Here is a 26,043-nt window from a genome sequence, read left to right as displayed (position 1 = left end):
CAACCCATTTGTCTTGTCTGGCTTTTATTCTATATAATGCACCCCTGACAGAAAATCGGGAGACCGCCAATGGTCGCAGCAACGGATATTCGCCAGGTTGAAGGCTTGGGCGCAGTGAAGGTCATGGACCCGATCTGGGACAGCATGCGCGAGGAAGCACGCGCCGCTGCCGAAAAGGATCCCCTCCTTGCCGCCTTCCTCTATTCGACGATCATCAACCATCGTTCGCTGGAAGAATGCGTCATCTATCGCATCTGCGAGCGCCTCGACCATCCGGATATGCAGGCTATTCTCCTGAGGCAGACTTTTGAGGAAATGCTCGCCGACTGGCCGGAATGGGGATCGATTCTGCGTGTCGATATCCAGGCAGTCTATGATCGCGATCCCGCTTGCTTGCGGTTCCTGGAGCCTGTCCTCTATTTCAAGGGTTTCCATGCGTTACAGACACATCGGTTGGCGCACTGGCTGCATAATCGCGGTCGCCGCGATTTCGCGCTTTATCTGCAGAGTCGCTCCTCCAGCGTCTTCCAGACCGATATCAACCCGGCGGCGCGCATCGGCAAGGGCATATTCCTTGATCATGCGACCGGCCTCGTCGTGGGCGAGACGGCCGTCATCGGCGACAACGTCTCCATCCTGCATGGGGTCACGCTCGGCGGTACCGGCAAGGAAGGCAGCGACCGCCATCCGAAGATCGCCCACGGCGTCCTGATCGGTGCGGGGGCCAAGATTCTCGGCAATATCCAGGTCGGCCATTGCTCGCGCATTGCCGCCGGCTCCGTGGTGCTGAAGGAGGTGCCCGCCAAGACGACCGTTGCCGGCGTTCCGGCCAAGGTGGTCGGAGAAGCAGGGTGCTCCGAGCCCTCTCGCTCGATGGATCAGCTGCTCGCCGAGCAATTGATCGTTGACCAGATCATGGGTGCAGGAATCTAGGAAATTCCAGTCCGATTTTCCGAGGCTTGCGCTGTCGCCGGATAGCTATGCGCGGTTCCGGTCTTTACACCGCCGCTTTTCCTATGCAAGAAGCGGCCAACAGAGATCCTCACGGAGAAGCATTGTGAAGCCCGAAGAAATCAAGAAGCTCGACGCCTATTTCAAGCGCACGTTCAACCCGCAGGTCGTGGTGAAGGCCCGCCCGCGCAAGAACGATTCTGCGGAAGTCTACCTCGGCGAAGAGTTTCTGGGTGTCGTCTATATCGACGACGAAGATGGCGACCGCTCCTATAATTTCTCGATGGCTATTCTGGACGTCGATCTCTGATTATATCGATCTCGTATAGTGATCGAATATTTGGGCCGTATTTCATTGAAATGCGGCCTTTTTCTTTGACGTTTGTCAATTTGATCATTCCGCTGCCGTTCTGATCTCTTTCGGCTTCTTTCTGTCCAAATGCCAATATTTTAATCAAAGCCTGTGGTTGCAGGGGGGATGATATATATTAGGAAAAACAGAATGATGCGGCGCACTCATCACTATCGACACCGCGCCGTCATCCAAAATGCAACCGAAAGGTGATATTGCGTCGCACAAGACTACTTGACTAATTGTGCGCCGCATTTAACCTTTATCCCTGTAAACCGGCCGCCGGCCGGCCAACAAGGGACGGAGAAGCATGTTCAATTTCGATGAAGCGAACAAGAAGGGCAAGGAAGCCATGGACACGGCGCTGAAGAGCTATTCCGATGTCACCAAGGGCTTTCAGGCGATTGCTGCCGAAGCCGCTGAATACTCCAAGAAGTCTTTCCAGGATGGTGTTGCACACTTCGAAACGCTCGCCGGCGTCAAGAGCTTCGAAGCTGCCTTCGAACTGCAGAGCAGCTATGTGAAGTCTTCCTATGAAAACTTCATTGCCGAAGCCACTAAGCTCGGCGAAATGTATGCCGATCTCGCCAAGGTGGCCTACAAGCCTTACGAAGCGCCCGTCGCGGCTGCAACGAAGGCTGCCAGCAAGGCAGCGGCAACGGCGACCGCCGCTTAAACTTTCGCCGAAAGGCAAAATTTCCGGAAGGACCGGCTGCGCGACGCGCGGCCGGTCTTTTGCGTTTTGGCGCACCGGACCCGACATGGCGATATGCAGCGACTTTTTTGACCGCAGCCCCCTTTGTCAGCGAATTGTGATTGCAGTGTCCCGCAAGGGGCTTAAAATCACGCCAATATGAACTAAGTTAGAGGTTCGGATATCCGGCCCGACCAAGTGAAGAATCCAATCCAGTGCCAAGTCGGAATGCGATAGCTTCTGCCGGATGATTTGAGGAATGAATGAAATGATCGCTGAGCCGATCCGGATGCAAAACAATAGCGAAAGGAACGGGGACAACGGAAATCGCGGGACCTCGGTGATTACGCGCACCAAGCCCAAAACCAAGAAACCCAATCTATACCGCGTGCTGCTTCTGAATGATGACTATACGCCCATGGACTTTGTGATCCATATCCTGGAGCGTTTCTTTCAAAAGGATCTCGAAAGTGCCACCCGCATCATGCTTCATGTCCACAACCACGGCGTGGGCGAGTGCGGGATATATACATATGAAGTAGCCGAAACGAAGGTGAGCCAGGTGATGGACTTTGCCCGGCAGCACCAGCATCCGCTGCAATGTGTTATGGAAAAGAAGTGAGGATCTGAACGTGCCAACATTTTCGCCTAGTCTTGAGAAGGCGCTGCATCAGGCACTGACCTACGCGAACGAGCGGCATCACGAGTATGCCACGCTGGAACATCTGCTTTTGGCGCTGGTAGACGACGCCGATGCCGCAGCTGTCATGGGCGCGTGCAATGTTGATCTCGACGCGCTCCGTAAGACTCTGACTGAATACGTCGATAATGAACTCTCCAACCTGGTCACGGGCTACGATGAGGACTCGAAGCCGACTTCCGGCTTCCAGCGTGTCATCCAGCGCGCCGTGATCCATGTGCAATCTTCCGGCCGCGAGGAAGTGACGGGCGCCAACGTCCTCGTCGCGATTTTCGCGGAGCGGGAAAGCCATGCTGCCTTCTTCCTGCAGGAGCAGGAAATGACCCGCTATGACGCGGTCAACTATATCTCTCACGGCATCGGCAAGCGCCCGGGTTCCTCCCAGACCCGCACGCCGCGCGGCGCCGAGGAAAGCGAATCCGAAAGCAAGCCGACCTCCCGCGGCGAGCAGGAGGAGGGTAATGGCAAGAAGCAGCAGGACGCCCTGAAGGCCTATTGCGTCAACCTCAATGAGAAGGCCAAGAACGGCAAGATCGATCCGTTGATCGGTCGTAACTCCGAGGTCAATCGCACCATCCAGGTGCTGTGCCGCCGCTCGAAGAACAATCCGCTCTATGTCGGCGACCCTGGCGTGGGCAAGACGGCGATTGCCGAAGGTCTTGCCAAGCGCATCGTTGAGGGCAAGGTTCCCGAAGCGCTGGCCGATGCGACGATCTTTTCGCTCGATATGGGCACGCTGCTTGCCGGCACCCGTTATCGCGGCGACTTCGAGGAACGCCTGAAGCAGGTCGTCAAGGAGCTCGAGGAGTATCCGGGCGCCGTGCTGTTCATCGATGAGATCCACACCGTCATCGGTGCGGGCGCCACCTCCGGCGGCGCGATGGATGCGTCGAACCTGCTGAAGCCGGCCCTTTCCTCGGGTGCGATCCGTTGCATCGGTTCGACCACCTACAAGGAATACCGCCAGTTCTTCGAGAAGGACCGGGCGCTCGTCCGCCGCTTCCAGAAGATCGACGTCAACGAGCCGAGCATTGAGGATGCCATCGAAATCATGAAGGGCCTGAAGCCCTATTTCGAAGAGTATCACCACCTGCGCTACTCGAACGACGCCATCAAGACGGCTGTCGAGCTGTCGGCTCGCTATATCTCCGACCGCAAGCTGCCGGATAAGGCGATCGACGTGATCGACGAGACGGGTGCCGCCCAGATGCTGCTGCCGCCGTCCAAGCGCCGCAAGCTGATCACCGAAAAGGAGATCGAAGCGACGATTGCGACCATGGCCCGCATTCCGCCGAAGACGGTGTCCAAGGATGACGAGATGGTTCTCGCCAACCTCGAACAGGAACTGCGTTCGGTCGTCTACGGCCAGGATACGGCGATCGAAGCACTTTCGACCTCGATCAAGCTGGCACGTGCGGGCCTGCGCGAACCGAACAAGCCGATCGGCTGCTACGTCTTCTCCGGCCCCACCGGCGTCGGCAAGACCGAAGTCGCCAAGCAGCTTGCCTCGTCGCTCGGCGTCGAACTGCTGCGCTTCGACATGTCGGAATATATGGAGCGTCACACGGTTTCCCGTCTGCTCGGTGCACCTCCCGGCTATGTCGGCTTCGACCAGGGTGGCCTGCTGACCGACGGCGTCGATCAGCATCCGCACAGCGTGGTTCTGCTCGACGAAATCGAGAAGGCGCATCCGGATATCTTCAATATCCTGCTGCAGGTCATGGACCATGGCGCGCTGACCGACCACAACGGCAAGAAGATCGATTTCCGCAACGTCATCCTGATCATGACGACCAATGCGGGCGCTTCGGAAATGGCCAAGGCCGCCATCGGCTTCGGCTCGTCCAAGCGTACGGGCGAGGATGAAGAGGCGCTGAATCGCCTGTTCACACCGGAATTCCGCAACCGTCTGGATGCGGTCATTCCCTTCGCGCCGTTGCCGACGACCGTTATCCACAAGGTCGTGCAGAAGTTCATCATGCAGCTGGAAGCGCAGCTTTCCGAACGGAACGTGACCTTCGACCTGCACGAGGACGCCATCGCCTGGCTGTCCGAGAAGGGTTACGACGACAAGATGGGCGCCCGTCCGCTGGCGCGCGTCATCCAGGAAAACATCAAGAAGCCGCTGGCGAACGAAATCCTCTTCGGCAAGCTGAAGAAGGGCGGCGTGGTCAACGTCACAGTCGGCAAGAAGGAGGACGGCTCGACCGGCATCTTGCTCGAGGCGATCGCCGACACCGCTCCGATCCGGCCGAAGCCGGAAGCCGAAGTAGGTGATGTGCCGGCTGAGGTGGAAGAGGATGACGGCGACGTCACCGTCAAGGCCAGAAGCCGCGTCGGCAGGGCTGCGACGGCAGCCGACAGCCGCCGCTCGGCCAAGGCCTCGCCTTCGAGCGAAAGCGGCGAGTCTGACGGCAAGTCACCGCGCAAGGGCGGAGGCACGGTTCCGAAGGTTCCGCGCAAGTAATCACCGATCGGTGATTTGAGGAAAAATGAAACGGCTGCATTGGAGACAATGCAGCTGTTTTTATATGGTTATAAGGAATACCTCATAAATGAGATGAGGTTGCCGGGATCAAGCCAAGGCTTCCATGATCTTTCTAGCGTTTTCCGCCAATACAGCGCCGTCTTCCATCTTGCCCGAATGCGGCTTCAACGCCACGCCCTCAAGGCGCGGGATAACGTGGAAATGCAGATGGAAAACGGTCTGCCCCGCAGGCGGCTCGTTAAACTGCGCGATATAGACGCCGTCGGCATCAAAGGCTTCCCGAACGGCGACAGCGATCTTCTGCACCACAGTGATTGCCTGCTGCAATGCAGCCGGGTCGGCATCAAAAATATTGCGCGAGGGTGCCTTCGGCACGACAAGCGTATGGCCAGGCGACTGCGGCATCACATCCATGAAGGCGACCGTGTGCTCATCCTCGTAGACGCGATAGGAAGGAATATCGCCCTTCAGGATCTTTGCGAAGATATTATTGTCGTCATAGGCGGGGATGGTCATCCGGTATCTCCTCGTCTTGCGTTTATGGTTATCCCATACGGCTAGATATCTTGCCGTTCGCCTTTGCGGAAGGGGCTGTGCTCGGTGAGAATTTCACTCATCTCCTCTACCTGTTCCCGCTCATGCTTCAGATAGTCCGCAACGGCGCGCCGCAGGCCCTGATGGCCAATGTAATGCGCCGAATGCGTGATCACCGGAAGATAGCCGCGCGCCAGCTTGTGCTCGCCCTGCGCCCCGGCTTCCACCCGCTTCAGCCCCTTGCTCAGCGCAAAATCGATTGCCTGGTGATAACAGACCTCGAAATGCAGGAAGGGATGATCCTCGATGCAGCCCCAATGGCGGCCGTAAAGCGTTTCGCCCCCGATGAAGTTGATGGCGCCCGCGATATAACGTCCTTCGCGCTTGGCCATGACGAGCAGAATGTCGTCGGGCATGCGCTCGCCGATCAGCGAATAGAATTTTCGGGTGAGATAGGGGCGGCCCCATTTGCGGCTGCCGGTATCCATGTAGAAGGCAAAGAACTGGTCCCATATGCCTTCCGTCAGGTCGCTGCCGGTCAGCCAGTCGATGGTGATACCACGCTCGACCGCCGCGCGCCGTTCCTTCTTAAGCGCCTTGCGTTTACGCGATGCCAGCGTCTCCAGAAAGGCGTCGTGATCGGCATAGCCCTCGTTGATAAAGTGAAATTGCTGATCGGTACGATGCAGATAGCCGTCGCCTTCGAAGACCGAGGCTTCCTCTTCAGGCAGAAAGGTGATGTGCGCTGAGGAGACGCCGAGCTGCCGGGTGACTTCCTTCAGGCTTTCGGCGAGCGCCGGCTGCAGCACGTTTCGATCCTGCCCCTCGGCCACCAGCAGCCGCGGCCCGGTGGCGGGCGTGAAGGGAATGGAGCATTGCAGTTTCGGATAATAGCGTCCGCCGGCACGCTCGAAGGCATCGGCCCAGCCATGGTCGAAGACATATTCGCCCTGGCTATGGCTCTTGAGGTAGCCGGCGACGGCACCAAGCAATTCGCCGCTTTCGGTTTCCAGCAGCAGGTGATTGCCGAGCCAGCCGGTCTTGTCGGTGGCGGAACCGGACTCCTCAAGCGATGAGAGGAAGGCGTGCGAGACAAAGGGATTGTAGGGCAGGACGCTGCCGGTTCTGGACGCTCCGGCCAGCTTCGACCAGCTCTCCGGGGCGATATTCTTGAAGGATCGTTCGACTCGAATGGATAATTCGTCTGTCATCAAACTCTTGCGCTTGAAAGGAAAGAAGGGGCTCTCACCGCCGCGCCATCCGCCCGAAGGTCGCACTGTCGGCGCAGCGGCAATTTGGGTATGCGCAAAGCCTCTTCTTCAATCGATGCCGATTTACGAGGCCAGGCGCGGATCAAAACCTTCGAAGGTCATCTGGTCTGCATTGGCAAATGTATGTTTGCGGGCCGCTTCGTCGCGCACGGTCCAGGTGATGACCGGAATACCGCGCTGGCGTTGCGCCGTAACAAAGGGGTTCGGCAGGTGGCCGTAGAAGTACGAGATGAAGTCTAGCCCAAGATGCATGGCTTCGTCATGCTGAAAAAACGTCTCAGGCTTGTTTCCTTCAGCCGTCAGTCCGACAGGGTAGGGCGCTTCCAGCGCCTTGAGGTCCTTGAGCAGCCAATGATCGAAGCTCATCAGCGCCACATGCCCCTTGTAGCCTTCCAGCACTTCGAGCACGGATTCGGCAAAGCCATCGTCATCGCCTTCGCGCCCTTTCAGCTCCAGCACGAGCGGCACCTTGCCGTCGCAGAGCCGCAGGAGCTGCTTCAGCGTCGGGATCTTGTCCTTGGTACCGCCGACCGACAGCAGCCCGAGCTCGGCCGAGGTGCGTTCGCGCACTTCGCCCGGCAGATTGCAGACGCGCTGGAGGTCGTCGTCATGAAAGACCACCGGAACGCCGTCGGAGGCGTAGTGCAGGTCGCACTCGATGGCAAAGCCCGCCTCGATGGCGCGGCTGAAGGCGGAGAGTGTATTTTCCCAGACTTCCTTGTTCATGTCATGATAGCCGCGGTGAGCGACTGGACGCTCGGTCAACCAGGCAAGCTTGCTCATTATGCAATTTCCAGAATGGCATCGATTTCAACGGCGGCATTGAGCGGCAGGGCGGCCATGCCGACGGCGGCGCGGGCATGCTTGCCGGCTTCGCCAAGCACGTTTGCCAGAAGATTGGATGCGCCGTTGATCACAAGGTGTTGTTCGACGAAATCGGGCGTCGAGGCGACGAAGCCGTTGAGCTTGATCAGCCGCTTGATCCGGCCGAGATCGCCGCCGAGGGCAGCTTTCGCCTGGGCGAGAATATTGATGGCACAAAGCTCGGCCGCCCGCTGCCCGCCGGCAACATCGACATCCTTGCCGAGATGACCCGTGACGCCGATCTTGCCGTTTTCCATCGGCAGCTGTCCCGACAGGTAGAGAAGATTGCCGCTGATGACATAGGGAACGTAGTTGGCGGCCGGTGCTGCAGCTTGCGGCAGAACGATGCCGAGTTCCTTCAGGCGGCCCTCGATAGCGTCGGACATTATTCATCTCCCGTTTTGTTGTAAAAACTTCAAAAATCCGGCATCAAGACTAAATTCGGTCACTTAGGATCGGCAGCCTCGTTCAGCCGAAAGCGTTCTTATAACATCGCGTGCGAGTCCAACAGGAGATAATGAATGTTCCGCTCGAGTCTTGCTGCTACCGTCGTTTCGGGCCTGAGCATTCTGTCACTGGGAACCTCGGCAGCCCATGCTGCCGGTCCGAGCGGGCTGATCGCGCATCGCGCCGTCTATGATCTTGAACTGAAGGATGCCTCCGATCGCTCCGGCATCTCCGGCATGGTCGGCCGCATGGTCTATGAGTTCGAAGGCTCCGATTGCACCGGATTCACCACCAATTTCCGCTTCGTGACGAAGATCGATACGGGGGACTCAACGCGCGTCAGCGACCAGCAGACGACGACCTTCGAGGATCTCGGCAAGCGGCTGTTCCGCTTCGAGACCAAGTCCTATACTGACAGCCAGCTCGACAAGGATGTGCGCGGCGCCGCAAGCGACGACCAGAAGGGCATCAAGGTCGACCTCACCCAGCCGCAGAACAAGCAGGTCCAGATCATCGAGAGCCGTTTCCCGACGGAGCACATGCTCGACATCATCCACAACGCCAAGCTCGGCAAGAACTTTTTCGAGGCGCAGGTTTTCGACGGTTCCGACGATGGGGACAAGCCGCTGATCGCCACCACCGTCGTCGGCAAGGAACAGACGCCGGCGACCGATGATCCCGATGCCGACAAGGCTGGCGCCTTCTCCAAGACGCCTTTTTGGCCGGTGACCGTGGCTTATTTCAACGAAAAGTCCACCGGCGACGCCATGCCCGTCTACCGGATGTCCTTCAAGCTCTACGAAAACGGTATCACGCGCGACCTCACCATGGATTATGGTGACTTCGTGCTGACCGGCAAGCTCACCAAGCTTGAAGTTCTCGGTACGAAGGCGTGCCAATAGACTCTCGTTCAACGTGCAAAACCTCTGTCATAAAACTGTGATCCAAGTTTCACTATTGTGTGAAACGATCGACACGCAGAAGTAAGTGCATATTCCCTCTGCTTCGATCTGAAATTGTAGTGGGGCGCGCGAGGGCATCGTCTTGGGGCGATTGGCAATTTTTGCGGTCGGCTCCCGAGTCTATGGACGAGAAAGCACGACCTATGAGCAATACCGGTATCTCCACGAGTTCCAATAACACGCTGCCGGTCGTCACGGCCGATCCGGCGGAAATCGCCCGCATCGGCGACAGCATAGATCTGACCGACAGGGCCGGCATTTCCGTCTATGGCGACCGTGCCCAGCAGGCCGTTTCCGATTATTCCGATCGTATCCTGCGCGAGGTGCGCAACCGCGATCTCGGCGAAGTCGGCAAGTTGCTGACCGATATCATCGTCAAGTCGAAGAAGCTCGATCCTGCCTCGTTGAAGGACGAGGGCTTCCTATCGCGGATGTTTTCCTCGTTCAGGGCGAAGCTGGAGCGTTTCAAGGAGCAGTTCGAGGACGTGGCTGGCCAGATCGACCGCATCGGACTGGAGCTTGATCGCCACAAAGACATTCTGCGCCGCGATATCGCTCTCCTCGATGACCTGCATGAGGAGACCAAGCAATCCATCGTACAGCTCGACGCCTATGTGCAGGCTGGAAAGACGTTTGCCGAGCGCTTCCGCGCGACGGAGCTTCCCCGGCTGAAAAGTGCCGCTGATGCGGCTTCGGCCAATCCCGGCGGCGGCATGCTGGAAGCGCAGGTCTATCAGGACAGCCTCCAGGCTCTCGACCGGTTGGAAAAGCGGGTCTTCTACCTGCAGCAGGCGCGCCAACTCGGCATTCAGCAATTGCCGCAGATCCGTATCGTTCAGGCCGGTGACGAAACCCTGATCGAGAACCTGCAGGCGACGTCGGCACTGACCGTGCCGGCCTGGAAGCAGAAGATGGTGATCCTGCTGGGCCTGACCCAGCAGAAGTCCGCGCTCGAACTGCAGAGGACCGTCACCGACGCCACCAACGACATGATCCGCCAGGCATCGAAAATGATGAAGGATCAGGCGATTGCCATAGAACAGCAATCGCAGCGCGGTATCGTCGACATCGACACGCTTGCTGCCGCCAACCGCGATCTGATCGACACGATCGGTGGCGTCCTGAAGGTGCAGGAGGATGGCCGCGCCAAGCGGGCCGAGGCCGAGCAGCGAATGCAGAAAATGACCATTGAGCTCAAGAAGGCGATGATCGAGGCGCGGTGAACCCATGGCAATCCGCACTTTTGCTACCGCGCTGACGCTGGCAGGCACACTCCTGTTGAGCAGCTGCAATGTCGGCGAGCAGGTCTCGAAATTCTCGATCATTTCCGGTTCTGAAAACACCGTCCTGCAGCCGATCGTCGAAGAGTTCTGCAAGGAGAAGAAGGCGACTTGCAGCTTCAGCTATGAGGGTACGCTGGATATCGGTCTGGCACTCCAGAGCGAACAGGGCGTCGAACAGGATGCCGTCTGGCCGGCGTCGAGCGTCTGGGTCGATATGTTCGACACCAAGCGTCGCGTGAAGTCGCTGACATCGGTCGCGCAGATGCCTGTTATTCTCGGCGTGCGCAAATCCAAAGCCGAGGCGCTCGGCTGGGTCGGCAAGCCGGTCTATATGAAGGACATACTGGCGGCAGTGAAAAGCGGTTCGCTGAAGTTTCTCATGACATCGGCCACGCAATCCAATTCCGGCGCCAGTGCCTATCTTGCCATGCTGTCGAGTGCGCTCGGCAACAAACCGGTGATAGAGCCGGGCGATCTCGACAAGCCGGATGTCCAGAGCACGGTTCGCGCGCTGCTTGGCGGTGTGGAGCGTTCTTCGGGCTCGTCGGGCTGGCTTGCAGATCTCTATACCGACTCCGCCGGCAAGGGTGTGCTTTACGACGCCATGTGGAATTACGAAGCGATTCTGAAGGAAACCAATGACAAGCTTGCCGGCATGGGCAAGGAGCCACTCTATGCCATCTACCCCGCCGATGGCGTCGTCGTCGCCGATTCGCCTATCGGCTTTGTCGATCATGGGCGAGGGCAGGAGCTCGAGACCTTCTTCAACCAGCTCGTCGACTATCTGCGTTCCGCGCCAGTGCAGAAACGCATTGCCGATACGGGTCGCCGCATCCCGCTCTCCGATATTGCCGCCAAGCCGGACCTGACTTGGAATTTCGATCCGACCCGGATCGTGACGGCCATCCGCATGCCGGAGCCTGCCATGATCCGCCAGGCGCTTGATCTTTATCAGGTGGCGCTGCGCAAGCCTTCGCTGACGGCTCTCTGCCTCGATTTTTCCGGCTCGATGGCGGGCAAGGGCGAAGAACAGCTTCAGGCGGCCATGCAATTCCTGTTCAACCCGGAAGAAACAGGCAAGGTCCTGGCGCAATGGACGCCAGCCGATCGCATCCTGGTCATTCCCTTTGACGCCAATGTGCGCACCACGATCGAGGCGACCGGGAGGCCCGATCAGCAAAAGATGTTGGTCGAAAGGGTCTCGCGTCAGCATGCGGGTGGAGGTACTGATATGTATGCCTGTGCGAGCAAGGCGCTCGACTGGATGAAGTCGACGCAAGAGCTGTCATCCTACTTGCCCGCGATCGTCATCATGACGGATGGAAAATCCGATGATGGCAATGGCTATTTCATGAGCCGCTGGGCATCTGTAAGCCCGCATGTGCCAGTGTTCGGCATCACCTTCGGCGATGCCGACAAGCGGCAGCTCGATGCCCTCGCGCAGGAGACCTCGGCGCGCGTCTTCGACGGCCGTGGTGATCTGGTCAGCGCATTCCGGGCGGTGCGCGGCTATAACTAGAGCATTTCTGTTCTGACCGGAGTCACAGAAATGCTCTATCTCTTTCTTTTCACGCAATTCCAGCCAAACCGCTTCGCGCTTTTGCTGGAATTGCTCTAGGACGATAATGCGCAATTGGTTCGGCAATGACTGGAATTGGATCGTGGCGGGGCTTGCTGCCGCGATCGTCGTTCCCGTGCTCAGCTTTCTTGCCGGCATGCCGATATGGATTGCCGCCATCATCGGTCTTTTGGTCTTCGTCGGCCTGATTTTCATCCTTGCACCTAAGCGCATGTTCGAGGGGCTGGATGCGAAGGCGATCGGCAGGGGGCGTCTGGAGTTCGCCCGCGACCTGTTGAGCACGGCTGCTCCCGCGGCCGAAAGGCTGGAAGCATCGGCGAACCAGATCGGCAGCAAGGATGTGGCAAAACGGGTGCGGCATCTGGCGGAGATCGCCGCGGACGTCTTTGCGAAGGTGGAAGCCAATCCGGAAAGCGCCGGCACCGTCAGGCGGTTCCTCAGCTACTATCTGCCGCGGGCCGCGGAGGTGGCGGAGGGCTTTGCCGTCATCGAAGCGAAACGCCAGCCGGATGTTGCGCGCCTTCAGGAGGTCGGTCTCGTTCTGACCAAACTGGAAGATGCTTTCGTACACTATTCCGACAGCCTGATCGAAGACAGGCTCGATACGCTTGATACGGAGCTGCGCCTCATACAGGCCTCACTCAAAGAGGATATAGGACGCTGATGGCCATTTCTCGCCGCGCTTTTGGAGTAGGGCTTCTTGCCGCCGGGGTCGCAGGGACCGGAGGCTATTTCGCCGTCAAGGACAGGCCGGAGCTGCAAGGGCTGCTCGGCAACAGCACCAAGCTCTTCGGCTTCATCGGCGGCGAGAAGGAGGCATTCCTTGCCGATGCCGACGTGGTATCGGCACTGCACAGTCATGGCCTTGAGATCAACAGCCGCGTCGCAGGCTCCGTGGAAATGGTGCGGGAGCAGGCGCTTCTGTCGCAGAATCCCGCCTTCCTCTGGCCATCCTCGTCGATCATGGTCGATATCGCCCGGCAGAATAGCATTAAGATCCGCAACGACCGCGTCATCCTCAACACGCCCGTCGTCGTCTATTCCTGGCAGCCGGTCGTCGATGGATTGACCAAGGCGGGGCTCGTCAACACGACGCCGGAGGGGCAGCACCAGCTTGATCTCAAGGCGCTGCTGGATGCCGTGCTTGCCGGCACGAACTGGTCGAAGCTCGGTGTCAACTCGCTCTATGGCCAGGCCCGAATCGTGTCGACCGATCCGAATCGCTCCAATTCCGGCTTCATGTTTTCCGGCCTGGTACTGAGCCTCCTGAGCGGCAACGTCGCGAGTCCGGACGCTCTGGCGCAGTTCGGGGACAAGGCCCAGGCGATCTTCCGCAACATGGGTTTCAAGTCGTCTTCGTCGGGCAAGTTGTTCGAACAGTATCTCGCGGGCGGCATTGGCGGCGAACCGATGATCGTCGGCTATGAGAATCAGCTGGTGGAATGGATCATCGCCGATCCGCAGCGTTGGAAGAGGGTTCAGGCGAGCAACAGCGCCAAGCCCGTCGTGCTCTATCCGCATCCAACCGTCTATTCCGCGCATCCGTTGATCGCGATCGACGAACAGGTCGATCGCATGATCGAAGCTCTCATCAGCCCGCGATTGCAGGAGCTCGCCTGGACCAGGCACGGTTTCCGCGGACCGCTCGGCACCGCGACCGGCGATGCCGACAATGCCATCGCCGGCCTGCTGCCGGCCGAGATCGATGCCGTATTGCCTATGCCGGATGCCAATGTCATGCTGGCGCTTCTTGATAAATTGGCCAGCTGAGGGCATGGCGAGATTGTTTTTTTGATCCAAAAGCCTTGCATTCCAAGCGAATCGAAGGTATGGGCACCCGCATTCCACACGTAAGGCATGGGATTGTCCGGGAGAAATCCGGATTTTTCCGCCCGGTGGCATTCTCGAAGAGGATGCTGTTCGCCTTGCGGAGGTTCAACCGGAAAAGGATACAAAGGCATGGCATTGCCCGATTTTTCTATGCGCCAGCTTCTCGAAGCAGGTGTTCACTTCGGCCACCAGACGCACCGCTGGAACCCGAAGATGAAGCCGTACATTTTCGGCGATCGTAACAACATCCACATCATCGACCTCGCCCAGACGGTTCCGATGCTGAGCCGCGCTCTGCAGGTTGTCAGCGACACCGTTGCCCGCGGCGGCCGCGTTCTGTTCGTCGGCACCAAGCGCCAGGCGTCCGAACTGATCGCCGACAGCGCGAAGCGTTCGGCTCAGTACTACGTCAACGCCCGCTGGCTCGGCGGCATGATGACTAACTGGAAGACGATCTCCAACTCGATCCAGCGCCTGCGCAAGCTCGACGAAATCCTCTCCGGCGAAGCCCAGGGCTTCACCAAGAAGGAGCGTCTGAACCTCGAGCGCGAGCGCGAAAAGCTCGACAAGGCCCTCGGCGGTATCAAGGACATGGGCGGCACGCCGGACCTGATGTTCATCATCGACACCAACAAGGAAAAGATCGCAATCGACGAAGCCAAGCGCCTCGGCATCCCGGTCGTCGCCATCATCGACTCGAACTGCGATCCGGACCTGATCGACTATCCGATCCCGGGCAACGACGACGCCTCGCGCGCCATCGCTCTTTACTGCGACCTGATCTCGCGCGCTGCCATCGACGGTATCGCTCGCCAGCAGAGCGCATCGGGCCGTGACCTCGGCGCTTCCGAAGAAGCTCCGGTCGAGCCGACCCTGGCGGACGGCACCGAAGCCTGATCGCGCCAAGTGGCGGGCAGAAGATTGCCCGCCCAAGCGCATTGATATCCGGGATAAGGCCGTTTGCGACTTCAAGAAGTTCGAGCGGCCTTATCGCGTTTTTGATAACGCCTCGCCTGGGCGGAAAATCCAGGCATGTTCCAATCAAGAATTCCACAGTATGACGCGGTTTCATAACGCTGTCATACTTACGGGTACATTTCGTCCCTCAAATCGGTGCCGCTTCGGCTCAAGCCGTTTGCCGCACCGTATGAACCGACAAGAGGAAGCTTATGACCGAGATTACGGCTGCACTGGTGAAAGAACTGCGCGAAAAGTCTGGCGCAGGCATGATGGACTGCAAGAAGGCGCTGACCGAGACGAACGGCGATATCGAAGCCGCGATCGACTGGCTGCGCGCCAAGGGCATCTCCAAGGCCGACAAGAAGTCCGGCCGCACCGCCGCTGAAGGCCTGATCGCCATTGCCGGCGCTGGTCACAAGGCCGTTGTTGTCGAGCTCAATTCCGAAACCGACTTCGTTGCCCGTAACGATGCCTTCCAGGACCTCGCTCGCGGCATTGCCGAAGTTGCGCTGTCCACCGACGGTACCGTTGAAGCCATTTCGGCTGCGACCTATCCCGCATCCGGCAAGCCGGTCGCCGACGCCATCAAGGACGCGATTGCTACCATCGGCGAGAACATGACGCTCCGTCGTGCCGCCAAGCTGGAAGTCGAGCATGGCGTTGTGGCGACCTACATCCATAACGCTGCTGGCGACGGTATCGGCAAGCTCGGCGTTCTGGTCGCCCTGAAGTCGGTCGGTGACAAGGCTGTTCTGACCTCGATCGGCCGCCAGATCGCCATGCACATCGCTGCTACGAACCCGCTGGCTATCCGCGCCGAAGAAGTCGACGCAGCCGTCGCCGAGCGCGAACGCAACGTCTTCATCGAACAGTCCCGCGAATCCGGCAAGCCGGAAGCCATCATCGAGAAGATGGTCGAAGGCCGCATGCGCAAGTTCTTCGAGGAAGTCGCTCTTCTCTCGCAGGCTTTCGTCATCAATCCGGACCTGACGGTCGGTGCTGCCCTCAAGGAAGCTGAAAAGACCGCCGGTGCCCCGATCGAAATCACCGGCATGGCCCGTCTGCTGCTCGGCGAAGGCGTCGAGAAGGAAGAAAGCGACTTCGCCGCAGAAGTTGCGGCTGTCGCCAAGGGCTGATCTGAGCATTTCCAGGAAAAGTGCGTAGCGGTTTTCTGTTCGGAATGCGTAAGGAAACAAAACGATAGAGCTTTTCCGCAATTTGAAGAAGTGCGGAAAAGCACGGTCGAAAAGGGACATATTCCGGTTTGGTGAAACCATATCAGGGAAAACGTATGGGCATCGCGTGACAACGCGGTGCCCTTCGTGTATCCGGCTTTCACAATCATTCCCCCGGTGATCACTTCAAGGAGCTACGATGTCCCAGCCGATCTACAAGCGCGTGTTGCTCAAGGCCTCTGGTGAAGCTCTGATGGGCAGCCAGGGTTTTGGTATCGATGTCACGGTCGCGGACCGGATTGCCGGTGATATCGCACAGGCGCGCGAAATGGGTGTTGAAGTCGGCGTCGTGGTTGGCGGCGGCAATATCTTCCGCGGGGTAGCCGTGGCCTCCAAGGGCGGCGACCGGGTGACCGGCGACCACATGGGCATGCTCGGCACGGTCATCAATGCGCTGGCGCTGGCGACCTCGCTGCGCAAGCTCAATATCGATACCGTCGTGCTCTCGGCCATCTCCATGCCGGAAATCTGCGAAAGCTTCTCGCAACGCGCCACGCTCTACCACCTCTCGCTCGGCCGCGTGGTCATCTTCGCTGGTGGCACCGGCAATCCGTTCTTCACGACGGATTCTGCAGCTGCGCTGCGTGCCGCCGAAATGGGCGCCGAAGCGATCTTTAAGGGAACGCAGGTCGATGGCATCTATTCGGCCGATCCGAAGAAGTTCCCCGATGCTGAACGCTTCGATCATCTGACCCATAGTCAGGTGCTCGAAAAGGGGCTGGCCGTCATGGACGTCGCCGCCGTGGCGCTTGCACGCGAAAATTCCATTCCGATCGTCGTCTTCTCCATACACGAGAAGGGCGGCTTTGCGGAAATCTTGACCGGCGGCGGCCGCAAGACCATCGTATCAGACAACTGACATTCCTGTGACGCCGGGTCAGCCCCGGTGTCGCCTCATTACAGGGGAGTATAGACATGAGTGAAGCCAGCGATCTCAAGGAACTGAAGCGCCGCATGGATGGCGCCATTGCGGCATTCAAGAGCGACATCGCATCACTGCGCACCGGGCGCGCATCCGCCAACATCCTCGATCCTGTGACGATCGAAGCCTACGGCTCGCGCATGCCGCTGAACCAGGTGGCCAATATCACCGTGCCGGAGCCGCGCATGCTGACTGTGTCGGTGTGGGACAAATCGATGGTCAGCGCTGTCGAGCGTGCCATCCGCGAATCCAATCTCGGTCTCAATCCGATCGTCGATGGCCAGAACCTGCGCATCCCGCTGCCGGAACTCAACGAAGAGCGTCGCCGTTCGCTGGTGAAGGTCGCGCATGAATATGCCGAAAAGGCGAAGGTGGCGATTCGCCACGTGCGCCGTGATGGCATGGATGGCCTCAAAAAGGCCGAAAAGGATGGCGTAATCGGTCAAGATGAGAGCCGCTCTCTCTCTGAACGTGTGCAGAAGATGACGGATGAGACGATTTCGGAAATCGACCGCTTGCTAGCCGACAAAGAAAAGGAAATCATGCACGTCTGATCGCATGCTGGGGAGTGTCGCGCTTTCGATTTTCGCAATATTGAAAGCGGCGGCTGCGCCCTAGATTATGAGGCCAGAGCATCTTTCCGCCGAACGAAACCGGACCCATATGTCAGCTCCTACGTTCTCTGTCGTACCCGAACACGTTGCCATCATTATGGATGGCAACGGACGCTGGGCCAATGCGCGCGGTCTGCCGCGCACCATGGGCCACCGCAAGGGCGTGGAGGCGGTTCGGGAGACGGTGCGGGCTGCCGGCGATATCGGCATAAAATATCTGACGCTGTTCGCCTTCTCCTCGGAGAACTGGCGCCGGCCCGAGGCGGAGGTGAGCGATCTCCTCGGCCTCCTCAAGGCCTTCATCCGGAGGGACCTTGCCGAGCTTCATCGCCAGAATGTGCGCATCCGCGTCATCGGCGACCGCACGGGTCTGCGTGGCGATATCCTGCCCTTGCTGCTCGAGGCAGAGGAGACCACCAGGAACAACACGGCCCTGACGCTGGTCATCGCCTTCAACTATGGCTCGCGTGACGAAATCACGCGTGCCTTCGTAAGTCTTGCCAAGGATGTCGAAGCCGGAAGGCTGCGCCCGCAGGACGTTACTCCGGACCTGGTCGATGCCCGTCTCGACACGGCCGGTATTCCCGATCCGGATCTCATCATTCGCACGAGCGGCGAAGAGCGGCTCTCGAATTTTCTGCTCTGGCAGGCCGCTTATTCGGAGTTCATGTTCGTGCCGGACTACTGGCCCGATTTCAGCCGCGAGCTCTTCTTCTCGGCGTTGGAGAAATATGCTGCGCGCGACCGGCGTTTTGGCGGCCTTTCCGCCAAGCAGGCGGCGGCCGTGGGGTCCTGATGAGCCGCGAACTCAGGCTGCGCATTATTTCCGGCATCATTCTCGCCGCCATCGTTCTTGCTGCCACCTGGTATGGCGGCTCAGGCTTTCGTCTGCTGGCCGCCGTGATCGGTCTGCTCGTCTATTATGAATGGTCGACGATATCGGATCTGCATGGCCGCGATCCTCAGGGAAACGCGCTCGGCTGGCTTGGGCTCGTATTGATCGCCGGTGCGACGGCTTTAAGCGAATCCGTCTACTCCATCGAGGCTCTGGCCGCCTTCGTTGCTGTCACCGCGATCATGGTCGCCATACGTGGAAAGAGCTGGTGGCTGCCGGGCGGCATATTCTATTCCGGATTGACGGCAATTGCCCTTGCCGAGATCCGCGATGACGATTTTCGCGGCTTCGTGCTGATGCTGTTCGTCTTTGCCACGGTATGGGCGACGGACATCTTTGCCTATTTCGTCGGCCGCGCTATCGGGGGGCCGAAGCTCGCGCCGAGCATATCGCCGGGCAAGACCTGGTCGGGCGCCATCGGCGGTGCTATCGCGGCCGTCATCGCGGGAACGGCGATCGTGTGGAGCTTCTTTTCAGCCGAAGACCTGTGGATTCCTCTTCTTGCCCTGGTGCTTTCCGTCTGCAGCCAGATCGGTGACCTGTTCGAATCGTTTGTCAAGCGCAAGTTTGGTGTGAAAGACTCGAGCCATCTGATTCCCGGACATGGCGGCGTCATGGATCGGGTCGATGGACTAATTTTTGCTTGTTTTGCAGCGTTTTTGTTGGCTATCGTAATAACGCTGACAATGAGCGGCGAGACCTTTTCATTGGGCGGCGTTCTGCTCGGGGTCTGATACTGGAGCAATTCCAGGAAAAGTGCGCAGCGGTTTTCCGTCTGGAATTGCGAGAAAACAGAAAGATGGAACGGTTCGGAGCTTCCGTGAAAGCTGAACCGCTCTAATACGAACAGGATCGTTGCATGGGTAGCGCGGCTGGCTTCATCGGTTTCTTGACGAACAACGTCATCACATTTGTCTTTGTGCTGTCGTTGCTCGTTTTTGTGCACGAGATGGGCCACTATCTGGTCGGTCGTTGGTCGGGCATTCGCATCATGGCTTTTTCGATCGGCTTCGGGCCGGAGATTGCCGGATTTACCGATAGACACGGTACGCGCTGGAAGCTCTCCCTCATTCCGCTCGGCGGTTATGTGCGATTCTTCGGCGACGAGGACGCCTCCAGCAAGGCCGATGTGGATCAGCTCTCGGCCATGACGGAGGAGGAGCGCGCCCAATCCTTCGCCGGAGCCAGGCTCTGGAAGCGGGCTGCAACCGTTGCGGCCGGACCGATCGCCAATTTCCTGCTCGCCATTGTAATCTTCGCAGTCCTTTTCAGCGTTTACGGCCGCACGGTTGCCGATCCGGTCGTGGCCATGGTGACGCGCGACGGTGCTGCCGCGGAGGCTGGCATCGAGCCAGGCGACCGCCTGATCGCCGTCGATGGCAACAAGGTGACGACTTTCGATGAAGTGCAGCGCTATGTCGGCCTGCGCCCGGGCCGCACTATCGTACTGACCGTCGACCGCGACGGCCAGAATCGCGATTTCCGGATCGTTCCGAAACTGGTCGAGGACACCGATCAGTTCGGCAACAAGATGGAAATGGGTCGTATCGGTATCGCGCTCGTCGATCCGTTGGTGACTGCGGTGGAACCGGCCGGACCGGCGGCAAAGGCCGGTGTGCAGGCGGGAGACCGTCTGATTGCTGTCGATGGCAATAATGCCGCTACTTATTACGATATCGGCCGTTATATCGCCGAGCGCCCCGGCAAGAGCATCGTGCTGACCATCCAGCGCGATGGCGTGATCCGCGATTTGCCGATCGTGACCGCAACATTGACGGATACGGACGCATCCGGAAACAAGAAGGATGTCGGCAGCATCGGCATCGCCCCGATCGATCCGTTGATCGCGTCGATTGGGGCTGACAGTCCGGCTCAGACGGCGGGCTTGGAACTTGGTGACCGCATTCTTTCTGTGGATGGACGGGAGATCGGCTCTATCGGCGAAGTGCAGCGTTATGCAGCTGCCCATGCCGACAAGCCCATGGCACTGTCGATCGAGCGTAATGGCCAGACCCGCGACGTATCGGTGACGCCGAGAAAGTCGGAGGAGACCGATGTCTTCGGCGCACGGACGGAGATTGCCACGATCGGAATCGGCGATGGTCAGAAGCCGATCAGGCTGCGTTACGAGGCTTATGGGCCGCTGCAGGCGCTTAGCGAAGGTGTGAAGCAGACCGGCAGTATCGTTTCCGGTACTTTCGAATATCTCGGCAACGTCATCGGCGGATATATGAAGGCCGATCAGCTCGGCGGGCCGATCCGGGTTGCGCAACTCTCCGGGCAAATGGCAACTCTGGGTTTTGCCGCGGTGCTCCAATTCGCCGCCATACTTTCTGTTTCAATAGGGTTATTAAATTTGATGCCCGTCCCGGTACTTGATGGCGGCCATCTGATGTTCTATGCGATTGAAGCCGTAAGGGGAAAACCTCTGGGTGCACGAGCGCAGGATATCGCTTTCCGGATTGGATTTGCGATGGTGCTCTCACTCATGGTGTTTGCAACCTGGAACGATATTAGTTCCAGAATAGGCTAGTGGGGCGACGAGAGGAAAATTACGATTTATTTACGATGTTTCAAAGCCGTAGTGGCGAATGAGCCACGCTTTGAAATGAAGTAAACAGAAATTAACGTGCTCCCTTGCTTGTATGTCAAAAGCGGGTAAAACGACACACGTGGCCGGAATCGGGTTCGCTCGGGGCTGGGGACGATTGAAAAAAGGTAAGAAGTGAAATGAAGGCTGGTTCAAAATTTTTGAACGCAGTGTCGGCGGTAGCGCTGTCTGCAGGTGTTGTTGCGTCGGGCGCTGGTGTGATCACCCTTGCCTCTGCTTCTGTCGCTGAAGCAGCTGTTATTCAGCGGGTTGACGTTCGCGGTGCTGGACGCGTCGGCGAGACAGCCGTTCGGGATAATATCACGATCAAGCCCGGCAAGAGCTTCTCCGCCAGTGACATTGATGCTTCGGTGAAGCAGCTCTATGCCACCGGATATTTCTCCGATGTCCACATTACCGTTTCGGGTAGCACGCTGGTTGTATCGGTCAGCGAAAACAAGCTCATCAACGCCGTGGTCTTCAACGGCAACCGCAAGATCAAGGACGACAAGCTTCAGGGCATCGTCCAGACGCACGCTGCCGGCCCGTATAACGAGGCGACCATTCAGGCTGACGTCAAGACCATCAAGGATGCCTATGCATCCATCGGTCGTAACGATGTGCAGGTGACGACGCAGACCGCCGAAGTCGCGCCGGGTCGTCTGAACGTGGCTTTCGTCATCAACGAGGGCGAGCGTACCAAGATCGACAAGATCAATTTCTCGGGCAACCAGGCCTATGGCAGCGGTCGCCTTGCTTCGGTCATCGGCACGAAGAAGAGCAACTTCCTGTCGTTCCTGACGCGTAAGGACGTCTACAGCCCCGAGCGTTTGCAGGCTGACCAGGATCAGCTGCGTCAGTTCTACTACAATCACGGTTATGCCGACTTCCGCGTCGTCAGTGCCGATGCGACGCTGAACGAGCAGAGCAACGAATACACGCTGAATTTCAACGTCGACGAAGGTCCGCGTTATACCTACGGCGATATCAACGTCATCTCGACCGTCGAAGGTATCAATGCCGACGAGCTGAAGGGCCTTGTCATCACCCACAAGGGCGATGTCTACAGCGCCAAGGATATCCAGACCTCGATCGAGAACATTTCCAAGCGTGTCGCGGCTGCCGGCTATCCGTTCGCCCGCATCACGCCGCGCGGCAACCGCGATCTGTCCGGTCATACGATCGGCATCGAATATCTGGTCGACCAGGGCGAGCGCGCCTATGTTGAGCGTATCGAAATCCGCGGCAACACACGCACGCGCGACTACGTCATCCGCCGCGAGTTCGACCTGAACGAAGGCGATGCCTTCAACCAGGAAATGATCACGCGCGCGAAGCGCCGCCTCGACGCGCTCGGCTATTTCACTAAGGTCGATATCTCGACGGCTCAGGGCAGTGCTCCGGACCGCGTCGTCGTCATCGTCAACGTCGAAGACCAGCCGACGGGCTCCTTCGGTATCGGCGCCGGTTACGCCGTTGGCAACAATGGCGGCTTGCTTCTGGAAGCTTCAGTTGAAGAAAAGAACTTCCTCGGTCGCGGTCAGTATATCCGCCTCGCCGCAGGTGCCGGTACGGAAGGTAATCGTACCTACAACATCTCGTTCACTGAGCCTTATTTCCTCGGTTATCGTCTGGCTGCCGGTTTCGATATCTTCAAGAACCAGACGTCGAGCGACGATTACTACGACTATTCGGAAGAAGGCTTCTCGCTGCGCGTCACCGCGCCGATTACCGAGAACCTGGCAACGACACTGCGCTACAACTACAAGCGCTTGACTTACGACGGCACGAACGATTGGCAGAACAACCTTTCGGCTCCGTATCTCAACCTTGTTGAGAACGGTCCGTGGGTACAGTCGACGGTTTCGCAGACCTTCACCTACAACACACTTGATGATCAGAACCTTCCGCGTGAAGGCATCATCGCCAAGTTCACGCATGAATTTGCGGGCCTCGGCGGCGATTCTGACTTCTACAAGTTGAGCGGTAAGGCTCGTTACTACCAGATGATCAGCGACGAAGCCGATATCATCGGCTCGCTGACGGTGGGTGCCGGCTACGTGATGCCGACGAATGGCAAGCTGAACGTCTTCGATCAGTTTACGCTCGGCGGCCGTGAAATCCGCGGCTTCGAGAATGCTGGTATCGGTCCGCGTTCGTCGCATGGCGATCCGCTCGGTGGTACGACCTACTTCACCGCTTCGGCTGAAGCGAGCATGCCGATGCCGGGCGTTCCCCAGGATATCGGCCTGCGTATCGCAGCCTTCGCTGATGCAGGCACGCTCTACGGCAACAAGGCGAATCTCTTTGGCGATACGCTTCATAACGACAGCTCGATCCGTGCATCGCTCGGTGCCGGTCTGATCTGGTCGTCGCCGTTCGGTGTCATCCGTGTTGACTACGCCGTGCCGGTCTTGAAGGAAGATTACGACAAGACCGAGAATTTCCGGTTTGGCATCGCCAACCAGTTCTGATATCGGCAGTCCAGAACTGCGGGCTTGAACACCGTTCTGGAGCTGGTGCTTATGGAACATACTGGTTTTTTCCCGCCCCATGGTGGCGTCAGCTTGAAACAACTGGCTGAGCATCTTGGGGCGGAACTGGCTGATACGGCCTCTTCCGAGGTCGTCATCAGATCTATCGCTCCCGTCTATCGGGCAGGCGAGGGTGACGTTTGTTATATCCTTTCCCGAAAGAATCGCGCCGAGCTGGAGACTTGCAAGGCTTCAGCCATCATTTGCCTTCCGGCACTGAAGTCTTTCGTTCCCGATCACATCCCGGTCCTTCTGTCGAAGAAGCCGCATACGGATTTCGCCATTGCCGGTGCGCTGCTGCATCCTCAAGCCATGCGGCCGGTTACGTTCACGGCGAATCCGCTCGTGATTTCCCCCGCTGCGACCATCGATGCGACCGCTAAGCTAGAGGCCAATATCGGCATCGAGCCCGGTGCGATCGTCGGCCCTGGTGCGGAGATCGGCGAGGGGACCTATATCGGCCCTAATGCCCTCATCGGGCCGGGTGTCAAGATTGGGCGTAATTGCAGCATCGGCGGCGGTGCGAGTGTGCTCTGTGCCTATCTCGGCAATGGCGTCATCATCCACAATGGCACGCGCATCGGCCAGGACGGTTTTGGCTATGCGCCGGGACCGCGCGGCATGGTCAAGATCGTGCAGATCGGCCGCGTGATCATCCAGGACAATGTCGAGATCGGCGCCAATACAACGATCGATCGCGGCACCATGGATGATACCGTGATCGGCGAAGGTACGAAGATCGACAATCAGGTCCAGATCGGACATAACGTCCGCATCGGTCGCCATTGTGCTATCGTCAGCCAGGTCGGCATTGCCGGCAGCACGGTGATCGGCGATGGCGTGCAGATCGGCGGGCAGGCGGGCCTCAACGGGCATATCCACATTGGCGACGGCGTGCAGATCGGTGCCAAGAGCGGCGTGATGAACAGCATCCCGGCGGGCGAGCGCTATGCGGGTCTACCTGCGCGGCCGCTATGGGATTTTCTAAGGGAATCGGCGGAGATCGCGAAGCGGTCAGGAGCCAGAGACAAGAAAGACGGGAGTGCGGAGCATGACTGAGGAAGCCAAGACGTCGCTGTCGTCGGCTGACATCATTGAAATTATGAAGCTTTTGCCGCATCGCTACCCCTTCTTGATGGTCGACAAGATCATCGAGATCGATAGCGATAATTCCGCGATCGGCATCAAGAACGTGACGGCGAACGAGCCGCAATTCACCGGACATTTCCCGGAATCGCCGATCATGCCGGGCGTGTTGCTCATCGAGGGAATGGCGCAGACAGCCGGCGCGATCTGCGCCCGCAAGGACGGCATCGGCGGTAACCTCGTTTACTTCATGACGATCGACAACGCCCGCTTCCGCAGGCCGGTCGTTCCGGGCGACCGTGTCGAATTCCACGTCGTCAAGCAGAAGCAGCGTGGGACCATCTGGAAGTTCCATTGCGATGCCAAGGTCGACGGTTCTCTGGTCGCCGAGGCCGATATCGGTGCGATGATCGTACGGAAGGATCAGGAACAGGCATGAGCAGCATCGCAAAGAGCGCCCGCATTCATAAGCTGGCGGTTGTCGAAGACGGCGCGGTCATCGGCGAGAATGTTGTTGTCGGCCCGTTCTGCTATGTCGGTCCCAAGGTCGTGCTGCATGACGATATTCAGTTGCTCAATAATGCCGTTGTGACCGGTCGTACGACAATCGGCAAGGGAACGAAGATCTTTCCGATGGCTGTTGTCGGTGGCGATCCGCAGAGCGTCCATCATCACGGCGAGGAAACGACGCTTGATGTCGGCGAGAACTGCACGATCCGCGAAGGCGTGACGATCAATACCGGTACGGCCGATTACGGCGGCAGGACGATTGTCGGCAACAACAACCTGTTCCTTGCCAACTCGCATGTCGCTCACGACTGCCGCGTCGGAAACAATGTCATCATGTCGAATAACGTCATGTTGGCCGGACATGTCACCATCGAAGATCGCGCCATTCTTGGCGGCGGCTGCGCGGTGCACCAGTTCACCCGTATCGGCCGCCAGGCCTTCATTGGTGGTCTTACGGCTGCGAGCTACGATGTCATTCCCTATGGCATGCTGAACGGAAATCCGGGCGTGCTCTCCGGGCTGAATGTCGTCGGGATGAGCCGCGCAGGGATTGATCGTGCCGTCATCCACCGCGTTCGCCGCGCCTACAAGAGCATCTTCGAAGGCGAAGGTTCCATCCGCGACAATGCAGCGGCTATCCGCGAGGAATATGCCGATTGCAAGGAAGTGATGGAAATTCTCGATTTCATTGCTGCCGATAGCGATCGCGCGCTTTCATCGCCGAATCGCGGCAAGAGCTGAG

The 26,043-nt window shown here is 58.6% G+C and carries 25 protein-coding genes; 21 read left to right on the top strand and 4 right to left on the bottom strand.

The window, feature by feature from the left end; translation table 11 throughout:
* The first annotated feature begins 69 nt into the window (after positions 1-69).
* From cysE to clpA, 5 genes are all read left to right on the top strand, one after another.
* Positions 70-933 carry a serine O-acetyltransferase gene (cysE, locus tag AC13QY_RS22985; RefSeq protein WP_113333704.1) on the top strand — a complete coding sequence of 288 codons (864 nt, stop codon included), beginning with the start codon at positions 70-72 and terminating at the stop codon, positions 931-933.
* A 124-nt stretch (positions 934-1,057) separates the two neighbouring features.
* Positions 1,058-1,261 (top strand): DUF3126 family protein, encoded by a 204-nt coding sequence (locus AC13QY_RS22980; RefSeq protein WP_015339784.1) that lies wholly within the window; start codon positions 1,058-1,060, stop codon positions 1,259-1,261.
* A 352-nt stretch (positions 1,262-1,613) separates the two neighbouring features.
* Positions 1,614-1,979, top strand: a complete 366-nt coding sequence (locus AC13QY_RS22975; RefSeq protein WP_069612075.1) for a phasin family protein — start codon at positions 1,614-1,616, stop codon at positions 1,977-1,979.
* A gap of 286 nt (positions 1,980-2,265) precedes the next feature.
* Positions 2,266-2,619 carry an ATP-dependent Clp protease adapter ClpS gene (gene clpS, locus AC13QY_RS22970; RefSeq protein ID WP_069612294.1) on the top strand — a complete coding sequence of 118 codons (354 nt, stop codon included), beginning with the start codon at positions 2,266-2,268 and terminating at the stop codon, positions 2,617-2,619.
* Between the two features lie 10 nt (positions 2,620-2,629).
* Positions 2,630-5,164 carry an ATP-dependent Clp protease ATP-binding subunit ClpA gene (gene clpA, locus AC13QY_RS22965; protein ID WP_113352601.1) on the top strand — a complete coding sequence of 845 codons (2,535 nt, stop codon included), beginning with the start codon at positions 2,630-2,632 and terminating at the stop codon, positions 5,162-5,164.
* A 108-nt stretch (positions 5,165-5,272) separates the two neighbouring features.
* Here clpA and AC13QY_RS22960 read toward each other — a convergent pair whose 3' ends face one another.
* From AC13QY_RS22960 to AC13QY_RS22945, 4 genes are all read right to left on the bottom strand, one after another.
* Complete coding sequence (locus AC13QY_RS22960; RefSeq protein WP_113352600.1) at positions 5,273-5,701, bottom strand: HIT family protein; 429 nt, start codon at positions 5,699-5,701, stop codon at positions 5,273-5,275.
* A gap of 41 nt (positions 5,702-5,742) precedes the next feature.
* The gene (locus AC13QY_RS22955) at positions 5,743-6,930 is read right to left on the bottom strand and encodes a GNAT family N-acetyltransferase (protein WP_113352599.1); all 1,188 of its coding nucleotides are present in this window, start codon (positions 6,928-6,930) and stop codon (positions 5,743-5,745) included.
* 123 nt (positions 6,931-7,053) lie between these two features.
* Positions 7,054-7,773, bottom strand: coding sequence for a glycerophosphodiester phosphodiesterase (locus tag AC13QY_RS22950; RefSeq protein WP_112721370.1), 720 nt, complete (start codon positions 7,771-7,773; stop codon positions 7,054-7,056).
* A complete protein-coding gene (locus AC13QY_RS22945; RefSeq protein ID WP_092715564.1) occupies positions 7,773-8,240 on the bottom strand; it encodes a RidA family protein in 468 nt (155 codons plus the stop codon). The genes AC13QY_RS22950 and AC13QY_RS22945 overlap by 1 nt, the downstream gene beginning before the upstream one ends.
* A 135-nt stretch (positions 8,241-8,375) precedes the next feature.
* On the opposite strand from AC13QY_RS22945, the gene AC13QY_RS22940 reads away from it, so the two are divergent.
* The 16 genes from AC13QY_RS22940 to lpxA all read left to right on the top strand — a co-directional run bounded on the left by AC13QY_RS22940 (position 8,376) and on the right by lpxA (position 26,042).
* A complete protein-coding gene (locus AC13QY_RS22940) occupies positions 8,376-9,203 on the top strand; it encodes a cell envelope integrity EipB family protein (protein WP_113333708.1) in 828 nt (275 codons plus the stop codon).
* Between the two features lie 203 nt (positions 9,204-9,406).
* Positions 9,407-10,486 (top strand): toxic anion resistance protein, encoded by a 1,080-nt coding sequence (locus tag AC13QY_RS22935; RefSeq protein WP_113352598.1) that lies wholly within the window; start codon positions 9,407-9,409, stop codon positions 10,484-10,486.
* 4 nt (positions 10,487-10,490) lie between these two features.
* Entirely contained in the window at positions 10,491-12,065 is a 1,575-nt protein-coding gene (locus tag AC13QY_RS22930) for a VWA domain-containing protein (RefSeq protein ID WP_113352597.1), read from the top strand.
* 106 nt (positions 12,066-12,171) lie between these two features.
* Positions 12,172-12,789, top strand: coding sequence for a 5-bromo-4-chloroindolyl phosphate hydrolysis family protein (locus tag AC13QY_RS22925; protein ID WP_152094207.1), 618 nt, complete (start codon positions 12,172-12,174; stop codon positions 12,787-12,789).
* The gene (locus AC13QY_RS22920; RefSeq protein WP_488493949.1) at positions 12,789-13,895 is read left to right on the top strand and encodes a hypothetical protein; all 1,107 of its coding nucleotides are present in this window, start codon (positions 12,789-12,791) and stop codon (positions 13,893-13,895) included. Before AC13QY_RS22925 ends, AC13QY_RS22920 begins: the two co-directional genes overlap by 1 nt.
* Before the next feature lie 189 nt (positions 13,896-14,084).
* Entirely contained in the window at positions 14,085-14,852 is a 768-nt protein-coding gene (rpsB, locus tag AC13QY_RS22915; protein ID WP_047633284.1) for a 30S ribosomal protein S2, read from the top strand.
* 272 nt (positions 14,853-15,124) lie between these two features.
* Positions 15,125-16,051 (top strand): translation elongation factor Ts, encoded by a 927-nt coding sequence (gene tsf / locus AC13QY_RS22910; protein WP_069612087.1) that lies wholly within the window; start codon positions 15,125-15,127, stop codon positions 16,049-16,051.
* A gap of 238 nt (positions 16,052-16,289) precedes the next feature.
* Complete coding sequence (gene pyrH, locus AC13QY_RS22905; protein ID WP_113333713.1) at positions 16,290-17,009, top strand: UMP kinase; 720 nt, start codon at positions 16,290-16,292, stop codon at positions 17,007-17,009.
* A 56-nt stretch (positions 17,010-17,065) separates the two neighbouring features.
* Positions 17,066-17,626: a ribosome recycling factor gene (gene frr / locus AC13QY_RS22900; RefSeq protein WP_095434804.1), complete on the top strand. Its 561-nt coding sequence runs from the start codon at positions 17,066-17,068 to the stop codon at positions 17,624-17,626.
* Between the two features lie 67 nt (positions 17,627-17,693).
* Positions 17,694-18,482 carry an isoprenyl transferase gene (locus tag AC13QY_RS22895; protein WP_488493948.1) on the top strand — a complete coding sequence of 263 codons (789 nt, stop codon included), beginning with the start codon at positions 17,694-17,696 and terminating at the stop codon, positions 18,480-18,482.
* Complete coding sequence (locus AC13QY_RS22890; protein WP_488493947.1) at positions 18,482-19,315, top strand: phosphatidate cytidylyltransferase; 834 nt, start codon at positions 18,482-18,484, stop codon at positions 19,313-19,315. Before AC13QY_RS22895 ends, AC13QY_RS22890 begins: the two co-directional genes overlap by 1 nt.
* A gap of 125 nt (positions 19,316-19,440) precedes the next feature.
* Complete coding sequence (rseP, locus tag AC13QY_RS22885; protein WP_488493946.1) at positions 19,441-21,114, top strand: RIP metalloprotease RseP; 1,674 nt, start codon at positions 19,441-19,443, stop codon at positions 21,112-21,114.
* A 197-nt stretch (positions 21,115-21,311) separates the two neighbouring features.
* Positions 21,312-23,645, top strand: a complete 2,334-nt coding sequence (gene bamA, locus AC13QY_RS22880; protein ID WP_113352591.1) for an outer membrane protein assembly factor BamA — start codon at positions 21,312-21,314, stop codon at positions 23,643-23,645.
* A gap of 51 nt (positions 23,646-23,696) precedes the next feature.
* Positions 23,697-24,764 (top strand): UDP-3-O-(3-hydroxymyristoyl)glucosamine N-acyltransferase, encoded by a 1,068-nt coding sequence (lpxD, locus tag AC13QY_RS22875; RefSeq protein WP_183812137.1) that lies wholly within the window; start codon positions 23,697-23,699, stop codon positions 24,762-24,764.
* Positions 24,757-25,230 (top strand): 3-hydroxyacyl-ACP dehydratase FabZ, encoded by a 474-nt coding sequence (gene fabZ, locus AC13QY_RS22870; RefSeq protein ID WP_069612095.1) that lies wholly within the window; start codon positions 24,757-24,759, stop codon positions 25,228-25,230. Before lpxD ends, fabZ begins: the two co-directional genes overlap by 8 nt.
* Positions 25,227-26,042, top strand: a complete 816-nt coding sequence (gene lpxA / locus AC13QY_RS22865; RefSeq protein WP_113352589.1) for an acyl-ACP--UDP-N-acetylglucosamine O-acyltransferase — start codon at positions 25,227-25,229, stop codon at positions 26,040-26,042. Before fabZ ends, lpxA begins: the two co-directional genes overlap by 4 nt.
* Position 26,043: the final 1 nt, after the last annotated feature.

The organism is Martinezella sp. CNPSo 3795 (genome assembly GCF_057784475.1).
Note: the sequence above shows the minus strand (reverse complement) of the source record. Positions and strands in the feature narration are given on the sequence as shown.

Bases quoted from the DNA above. Each gene is read 5' to 3' on its own strand.
- AC13QY_RS22925 (WP_152094207.1), top strand. From the start codon at position 12,172: ATGCGCAATTGGTTCGGCAATGACTGGAATTGGATCGTGGCGGGGCTT.
- AC13QY_RS22955 (WP_113352599.1), bottom strand. From the start codon at position 6,930: ATGACAGACGAATTATCCATTCGAGTCGAACGATCCTTCAAGAATATC.
- AC13QY_RS22960 (WP_113352600.1), bottom strand. From the start codon at position 5,701: ATGACCATCCCCGCCTATGACGACAATAATATCTTCGCAAAGATCCTG.
- cysE (WP_113333704.1), top strand. From the start codon at position 70: ATGGTCGCAGCAACGGATATTCGCCAGGTTGAAGGCTTGGGCGCAGTG.
- clpS (WP_069612294.1), top strand. From the start codon at position 2,266: ATGATCGCTGAGCCGATCCGGATGCAAAACAATAGCGAAAGGAACGGG.
- AC13QY_RS22890 (WP_488493947.1), top strand. From the start codon at position 18,482: ATGAGCCGCGAACTCAGGCTGCGCATTATTTCCGGCATCATTCTCGCC.
- rpsB (WP_047633284.1), top strand. From the start codon at position 14,085: ATGGCATTGCCCGATTTTTCTATGCGCCAGCTTCTCGAAGCAGGTGTT.
- frr (WP_095434804.1), top strand. From the start codon at position 17,066: ATGAGTGAAGCCAGCGATCTCAAGGAACTGAAGCGCCGCATGGATGGC.
- AC13QY_RS22930 (WP_113352597.1), top strand. From the start codon at position 10,491: ATGGCAATCCGCACTTTTGCTACCGCGCTGACGCTGGCAGGCACACTC.
- AC13QY_RS22945 (WP_092715564.1), bottom strand. From the start codon at position 8,240: ATGTCCGACGCTATCGAGGGCCGCCTGAAGGAACTCGGCATCGTTCTG.
- pyrH (WP_113333713.1), top strand. From the start codon at position 16,290: ATGTCCCAGCCGATCTACAAGCGCGTGTTGCTCAAGGCCTCTGGTGAA.
- bamA (WP_113352591.1), top strand. From the start codon at position 21,312: ATGAAGGCTGGTTCAAAATTTTTGAACGCAGTGTCGGCGGTAGCGCTG.
- AC13QY_RS22940 (WP_113333708.1), top strand. From the start codon at position 8,376: ATGTTCCGCTCGAGTCTTGCTGCTACCGTCGTTTCGGGCCTGAGCATT.
- lpxA (WP_113352589.1), top strand. From the start codon at position 25,227: ATGAGCAGCATCGCAAAGAGCGCCCGCATTCATAAGCTGGCGGTTGTC.
- AC13QY_RS22935 (WP_113352598.1), top strand. From the start codon at position 9,407: ATGAGCAATACCGGTATCTCCACGAGTTCCAATAACACGCTGCCGGTC.
- AC13QY_RS22975 (WP_069612075.1), top strand. From the start codon at position 1,614: ATGTTCAATTTCGATGAAGCGAACAAGAAGGGCAAGGAAGCCATGGAC.
- lpxD (WP_183812137.1), top strand. From the start codon at position 23,697: ATGGAACATACTGGTTTTTTCCCGCCCCATGGTGGCGTCAGCTTGAAA.
- fabZ (WP_069612095.1), top strand. From the start codon at position 24,757: ATGACTGAGGAAGCCAAGACGTCGCTGTCGTCGGCTGACATCATTGAA.
- rseP (WP_488493946.1), top strand. From the start codon at position 19,441: ATGGGTAGCGCGGCTGGCTTCATCGGTTTCTTGACGAACAACGTCATC.
- AC13QY_RS22895 (WP_488493948.1), top strand. From the start codon at position 17,694: ATGAGGCCAGAGCATCTTTCCGCCGAACGAAACCGGACCCATATGTCA.
- tsf (WP_069612087.1), top strand. From the start codon at position 15,125: ATGACCGAGATTACGGCTGCACTGGTGAAAGAACTGCGCGAAAAGTCT.
- AC13QY_RS22920 (WP_488493949.1), top strand. From the start codon at position 12,789: ATGGCCATTTCTCGCCGCGCTTTTGGAGTAGGGCTTCTTGCCGCCGGG.
- AC13QY_RS22950 (WP_112721370.1), bottom strand. From the start codon at position 7,773: ATGAGCAAGCTTGCCTGGTTGACCGAGCGTCCAGTCGCTCACCGCGGC.